Below are 1,540 nucleotides of genomic sequence, written 5' to 3' on the forward strand. Positions count from 1 at the left end.
GCCTTGAGCCGCTTTTTTGTAATTACTTGTTAAGCAAGTTCAACCTTGCCATAATTGCTCGTGATATTTCGCGAAACAAGTAATTGCTATGATCAAGGAATTTTTAAACGACCCTACGTTACTGTTAAATGCAGTTGGTGAAGGGATCTATGGCTTCGATTTATCGGGTAATGCGGTTTTTGTAAACCCTGCCGCTGAGCGCATGACAGGCTGGAAAGCAGACGAGCTACTTGGTAAAAAAATACACCAATATCATCACCATACTCGTAAAGATGGGTCACCATATCCCGCAGATGAATGCCAAATATATTGCACTATGTTCGATGGTAAACATCGTCATGTAAACGATGAAGTCTTCTGGCGTAAAGATGGTAGCTATTTTGCCGTCGAGTATACTTCAACCCCAGTTTATAAAAATGGCGCCTTGATTGGTGCGGTCGCGATTTTTCGCGATGTGTCAAAACAGCAGCAAACAGAAGTGGCATTGCGCGACGCTCTAGCGCAAGTTCAGCACTTGTCTGAGCAACTACAAGCTGAGAATGCTTACCTTATTTCAGAGTTAAACGAAGATTGGCAAGATTCCGGTTTGGTTGGTCAAAGTCATTCATTCCAAAGTATGCTCGAGCAAATTACCTTGGTAAGCCAAACTAATAGTACAGTTTTGATTTTAGGTGAAAACGGCACGGGTAAAGAGCTGGTGGCACGAAACCTTCATCGCTTGAGTAGCCGTGCTGAGCAACCTTTTATAAAGGTCAATTGTGCTGCGTTTTCAGCTAATTTAATTGAGTCTGAACTATTTGGTCATGAAAAAGGGGCATTTACTGGTGCAAATGAACGTAGAAAAGGGCGCTTTGAATTAGCTGACAAGGGGACTTTATTTCTAGATGAAGTGGCAGAGCTGCCATTAGAAGCGCAAAGTAAATTACTTCGCGTGCTACAAGAACAAGAGTTTGAGCGAGTTGGTGGCAGTCAAACTTTAAAAGTTGATATTCGCGTGTTAGCTGCAACAAATCGAAACCTGTGGCAAATGGTTGAGCAGGGTAGCTTTCGAATGGACTTGTATTATCGCTTAAATGTGTTTCCTATTCGTGTGCCAGCTCTACGTGAACGCAAAGAAGATATTCCACTTTTAGCAGCAAACATAATAACTCAGCTTAATAAGCGCTTAGGTAAGCAGTTAAAGGGGCTTAGCAAAGCAACGCTCACTAAGCTGGGTAATTATGATTGGCCTGGCAATATTCGTGAATTACAAAATATCCTTGAGCGTGAAGCTATTTTATCTAAGCAGTCTGTACTACAACTCTCTGCTCCGTTGAATAATGAACAACCGGATGAGCAGGTTGTCTCGCTTGATGCTGTACAAAAACAGCATATTCTCCAGGTGCTAAAGCGTTGTAACGGACAAGTATCAGGTGATAATGGCGCTGCAACTTTACTGGGTCTTCCAGACAGTACCCTCAGGTCAAAAATGAAAAAGTTGGCTATAACACGCTAATTCGTGATATTTCGCGAATGTTCGTGATATTTCGCGATTTTAATA

The 1,540-nt window shown here is 42.0% G+C and carries 1 protein-coding gene; it reads left to right on the forward strand.

Going from position 1 to position 1,540, the window contains the following annotated elements:
- Nucleotides 1-88 precede the first annotated feature (88 nt).
- Nucleotides 89-1,495, forward strand: coding sequence for a sigma 54-interacting transcriptional regulator (locus L1D46_RS20595; protein WP_239978166.1), 1,407 nt, complete (start codon nucleotides 89-91; stop codon nucleotides 1,493-1,495).
- Nucleotides 1,496-1,540 lie beyond the last annotated feature (45 nt).

Source organism: Pseudoalteromonas sp. Isolate3 (assembly GCF_022398505.1).
Classification (GTDB): domain Bacteria; phylum Pseudomonadota; class Gammaproteobacteria; order Enterobacterales; family Alteromonadaceae; genus Pseudoalteromonas; species Pseudoalteromonas apostichopi.